Origin of the sequence: Devosia sp. (genome assembly GCF_028290645.1) — a bacterium.
Lineage (GTDB): Bacteria > Pseudomonadota > Alphaproteobacteria > Rhizobiales > Devosiaceae > Devosia_A.
The window spans coordinates 1-4,589 of the sequence record NZ_JAQGJL010000385.1 but is presented as its reverse complement, the minus strand read 5'-3'; the positions used below and the strand labels follow the sequence as shown (position 1 = coordinate 4,589).

The 4,589-nt window shown below is 66.9% G+C and carries 6 protein-coding genes and 1 pseudogene; 6 read left to right on the top strand and 1 reads right to left on the bottom strand.

What is annotated here, in order from left to right; all coding sequences use genetic code 11:
* Positions 1 to 957 (bottom strand): annotated as a pseudogene (locus JWQ89_RS20495) (aconitase family protein); the annotation flags it as partial.
* Between the two features lie 180 nt (positions 958 to 1,137).
* On the opposite strand from JWQ89_RS20495, the gene ccmA reads away from it, so the two are divergent.
* From ccmA to JWQ89_RS20465, 6 genes are all read left to right on the top strand, one after another.
* Positions 1,138 to 1,767 carry a heme ABC exporter ATP-binding protein CcmA gene (gene ccmA, locus JWQ89_RS20490; RefSeq protein WP_299644145.1) on the top strand — a complete coding sequence of 210 codons (630 nt, stop codon included), beginning with the start codon at positions 1,138 to 1,140 and terminating at the stop codon, positions 1,765 to 1,767.
* A complete protein-coding gene (gene ccmB / locus JWQ89_RS20485; RefSeq protein ID WP_299644144.1) occupies positions 1,764 to 2,417 on the top strand; it encodes a heme exporter protein CcmB in 654 nt (217 codons plus the stop codon). The genes ccmA and ccmB overlap by 4 nt, the downstream gene beginning before the upstream one ends.
* An 11-nt stretch (positions 2,418 to 2,428) precedes the next feature.
* Complete coding sequence (locus JWQ89_RS20480; RefSeq protein WP_299644142.1) at positions 2,429 to 3,190, top strand: heme ABC transporter permease; 762 nt, start codon at positions 2,429 to 2,431, stop codon at positions 3,188 to 3,190.
* Positions 3,187 to 3,360 carry a heme exporter protein CcmD gene (locus JWQ89_RS20475; protein WP_299644139.1) on the top strand — a complete coding sequence of 58 codons (174 nt, stop codon included), beginning with the start codon at positions 3,187 to 3,189 and terminating at the stop codon, positions 3,358 to 3,360. Before JWQ89_RS20480 ends, JWQ89_RS20475 begins: the two co-directional genes overlap by 4 nt.
* Positions 3,357 to 3,896 (top strand): DsbE family thiol:disulfide interchange protein, encoded by a 540-nt coding sequence (locus tag JWQ89_RS20470; protein ID WP_299644138.1) that lies wholly within the window; start codon positions 3,357 to 3,359, stop codon positions 3,894 to 3,896. The genes JWQ89_RS20475 and JWQ89_RS20470 overlap by 4 nt, the downstream gene beginning before the upstream one ends.
* A 70-nt stretch (positions 3,897 to 3,966) precedes the next feature.
* Positions 3,967 to 4,341, top strand: coding sequence for a hypothetical protein (locus tag JWQ89_RS20465; protein WP_299644136.1), 375 nt, complete (start codon positions 3,967 to 3,969; stop codon positions 4,339 to 4,341).
* Positions 4,342 to 4,589: the final 248 nt, after the last annotated feature.

The following is a 4,589-nucleotide window of genomic DNA, read 5'->3' as shown; positions in this document are numbered from 1 at the left end:
GCAGGTCGCGCCATACTCGGGCGCCATGTTGGCGATCGTCGCCTGGTCCTCGAGGCTCAGCCAGTCGAGGCCGGGGCCGTAGAACTCGACGAACTTGCCGACGACGCCCTTCTTGCGCAGCATCTCGGTGACGGTGAGCACGAGATCGGTCGCGGTGATGCCCTCGTTGATCCGGCCGGTCATCTTGAAGCCGATGACCTCGGGGATCAGCATGGTGATCGGCTGGCCGAGCATCGCAGCTTCGGCCTCGATGCCGCCGACGCCCCAGCCGAGGACGGCGAGGCCGTTGACCAGGGTGGTGTGGCTGTAGGTTCCGACGAGCGTGTCGGGATAGGCGAAGAACTAGCAGGTGGCATCGTCCTGGCGGGTCCAGACGGTCTGGGCGAGGTATTCGAGGTTGACCTGGTGGCAGATGCCGGTGCCGGGCGGCACGACGCGGAAGTTGTCGAAGGCTTTCTGGCCCCAGCGCAGGAACTCGTAGCGCTCGCCGTTGCGCTCGTATTCGAGCTCGACGTTCTGGAGGAAGCTGAGCGGGGTGCCGAAGCTGTCGACCATCACGGAGTGGTCGATGACCAGGTCGACGGGGACCAGTGGGTTGATCTTCTGCGGATCGGCGCCGAGCTTGGCGGTGGCGTCGCGCATGGCGGCGAGATCGACGACGGCGGGGACGCCGGTGAAATCCTGCATCAGCACGCGCGCCGGGCGATAGGAGATTTCGTGCTCGGAGACGCGGGTGCGGAGCCAGTCGGCGACGGCCTCGATATCGGCGCGGGTGACGGTGATGCCATCCTCGAAGCGGAGCAGGTTCTCGAGCACCACCTTCATCGAGTGGGGCAGCTGCGAGACGCCCTTCAGGCCGTTCTTCTCGGCGAGCGGGATGGAGAAATAGGTGTAGGTCTTGTCCCCGACGGTGATCGTGGTTCTGGACTTGAAGCTGTCGAGGGATTGCGAGGTCACGGTGTCGCCTTCACGCGCTGGTGTTGCAGGCGCCGCCTGGCCCTGACGGGGACCGGAAAAAGGCCCGTGGGACCGGGGGCAAAGGTCGTCTGACTGGAAAGATTCCAATCTACGGCTGGCTTATAGAGAAACTACATGACGCTTGCCAGTGGTGACTTGGGTTCATTAGGCATGGCGGTCATGAACCAGCCACACCGCCCCTCCGAGGCCTTTGCACCGCATTTGCGGGTGCGGGGGCTCACCATTCGGCGCGGCGAGCGGCTGCTGTTCGAGGACCTGGCCTTCGAGGTGAGGGCGGGCGGCGTGCTGCTGGTGCGCGGGCCGAACGGGGTGGGGAAGTCGACTCTGCTGATGGCGCTCGCAGGGATCGTGCGGCCGGATGCCGGGACGATCGAGGGCGTCGAGCGGACGCGGCTGCACCTCCTCAACTACCGGAGCGGGCTGAAGCCGCGGCTGACGGTTGCCGAGAACCTGAAATTCTGGCGCGCGATGCATGGAGCGACGGGACTGGACGAGGATGCGGCGCTGGAAGTTGTGGGGATCGACGGGCTGGGGGGGCTCGAGGCGGGGTATCTGTCGTCGGGGCAACTCAGGCGGCTGGCGCTGGCGCGGCTGCTGGTATCGAAACGGCCGGTCTGGTTGCTGGACGAGCCGAGCGCGGCGCTGGATGCCGAAGGCGAGGCCCTGCTGGGACGGTTGATCGACGCACATCGCGCGAGCGGTGGGATCGCGATCGTAGCGACGCACCATGACCTGATGCTCGCCGATGCCGCGGGCGTCGAGACGCTGATGCTCGGGGGCGGGGCATGAGCGGGTTCGGGGCGCTGATCGGGCGCGACCTCAAGCTGGCGTTCCGGGCCGGGGGCGAGGCGCTGACGCTGGTGCTGTTTTTCGTCATGGTGGCGGTGATCGTGCCATTCGCCATCGGGCCGGACCGGCCGCAGCTCAGCCGGCTGGCGCCGGGGATCGTGTGGATCGCGGCGTTCCTCTCGATGCTGCTCGGGCTCGACCGGTTGTTCCGGGCCGATGACGAGGATGGCTCGCTGACGCTCTTGAGGCATTCGAGCCTGCCGCTCGAGGCGGTGGTTGCCGCAAAAGTGATCGCGCACTGGCTGGTGACGGCGCTGCCGCTGCTGGTGGCGACGCCGGTGCTGGCGCTGCTCTTGTCGATGTCTTGGGAGCAGTGGGGGCGGACGGTGCTGGCACTGGTGATCGGCACGCCGGGGCTGGTGAGTTTCGGGGCGCTCGGCGCCGCGGTGACGGTGGGACTCAGGCGCGGCGGGTTGATAGCGCCGGTGCTGATCCTGCCGCTCGCCATCCCGGTGATGATCTTCGGGGTCGGGATGCTGGACCCGCTGGCCGGTAGTGGCGCGACATTGTTCCTCATTGCGCTCAGCCTCGTGGTGACGGCCTTCTCGCCTTTCGCGGCGGCGCTTGCCTTGCGCGCGGCCGGGGAATAGAGCCAAGACCCATGTCCGTCGACACCGTCAAACAACCCAACTGGTTCAGCCGCCTGGCACATCCGGGGCAGTTCCTTGCCTGGTCGCGCTACCTGATCTGGCCGCTCGGCATCGCGACGGCACTGAGCTTTGCGATCGGGCTCTATTTCGCGTTCTTCAATTCGCCCGAGGACTACCAGATGGGCGACATGGTGCGCGTCATGTACGTGCACGTGCCGAATGCCTGGCTCAGCCAGCTGGTCTATGGCGTGATGGCAGTCTCGGCGCTCGGCACGCTGGTGTGGCGGCACCCGCTGGCCGATGTCGCCAACAAGGCGGCGGCGCCGCTCGGGGCGGTGTTCACGGCGCTGGCGCTCTATACCGGGGCGCTGTGGGGGCGGCCGACCTGGGGGACGTTCTGGGAGTGGGACGGGCGGATGACCTCCACCCTGGTGCTGCTCCTCATCTATCTCGGGATCATCGCGCTGTGGCGGGCCTTTGACGACCAGCTGAAGGCGGGCCGGATCATCGCCATCGTGACGCTGGTGGGGGCGCTCAACCTCCCGGTGATCAAGTTCTCCGTCGACTGGTGGAACACGCTGCACCAGCCGGCGAGCGTTTTCACTGCCTCCGGCCCGCATATGCCCATCTCGATCCTGACGCCGCTGCTGGTGATGATGCTGGCCTTCACGCTGCTGTTCGCGCTGCTGCAGGTGGTCCGGATGCGGACCGAAATCCTCCGGCGCCGCGCCGAGACGCTGAGCCGCCAGGCTGCGCTGGGGGCGACGAAATGATCGGCGAGGGGGCGCATTTCGAGTTCATCGCCTGGGCCTATGCCGGGGTGCTGGTGCTGACGGTGGGTCTCATCGCCTATGTGGCCTGGGATGCGCGGCGGGTGAAGGCGCGGCTGGCGGCGCTCGACAAGGCGGGCATCCGCCGCCGGTCGGCCGGGGCCAGGTCTTGAAGCGCGTCCTTCTCGCCGTCCTGCCGCTCCTGGTCCTTGTCGGGCTGGTCGCCGTGTTCGCCATGAACATGGATCGCGACCCCAGCCTCGTGCGCTCGGTGCTGATCAACAAGCCGGTGCCGGCGACCGAACTGCCAGCGGTAGAGGGGCTCGATCGCAACGGCATCGTGCCGTCGCTGCTCGAGGGACAGGTGACAGTGGTCAATGTGTTTGCCAGCTGGTGCATCCCGTGCCGCGAAGAGCATCCGGTGCTGCAGGAACTGCTGCGGCGCACCGGTGTGCGGCTGATCGGCATCAACCAGAAGGATGCGCCGGAGAACGCCCGGGCCTTCCTCGCCGAACTGGGCAACCCCTATGACGCGGTAGGCGCCGACAGGGATGGCCGCGCTTCGATCGACTGGGGCGTCTACGGGGTGCCCGAGACCTTCGTGGTCAACCCGGAGGGGATCATCACCTACAAGCATATCGGCCCGATGAGCCTGCAATCTCTGGAGAGCGAAGTGATCCCGGCGATCCAGAAGGCGCAGGCCGGCTGACGGAACCGGCTGCGGGCTCGGCCATTTTCCCTCCGACGCCGAACTGGCGCGTCAGGAGAGGAGACGACAGATGCTATCCACCGCCACATTGCGCTCCGTCGAAGAAGGCATGAAGGTGTTCGACCGCAATCACCACCATATCGGCAAGGTCGAATTCGTGCAGTTCGGCGACGACGACCCGGACACGCCGGAGGTCGAGGCGAGCGCGCCCAGCAATCTGGGAGACCGCACCCACTCCCTGGTCGACGATATCGCCGAGGCGTTCCAGCCGGACGACCTGCCGCAGGAACTGCGGGAGCGGCTGCTGCAGCAGGGCTTTGTCAGGATCGACGCGGACGGACTGTTCGCGGCGGACCGGTACGTGACGCCCGAGCAGATCGACGCCGTGACCGGCGACGGGCTGGTGCTCAATGTGACGAAGGACGAGCTCATCACGCGGCACTGAGGCGATTTCGCATCAGCTGCGAGACTCGCTCGGTGTCATTTGCGGAGGGAGGGACCTGACTTGCGGCTGGCGCGGGCTGAGGGTTGGGTCCCAGCTTGCGCTGGGATGCCATCGAGTGGGGGAATGCGTTGCGGGCCCCGCGCACATCGCCTCAGGGCAGCGGATCCATGGGGGGGATGGGGTCGATGGGCTGCTTGGGATCGGGGGCGTATTTGGTGAGCAGGGGCAGCTGCAGCATCGAGAAGACG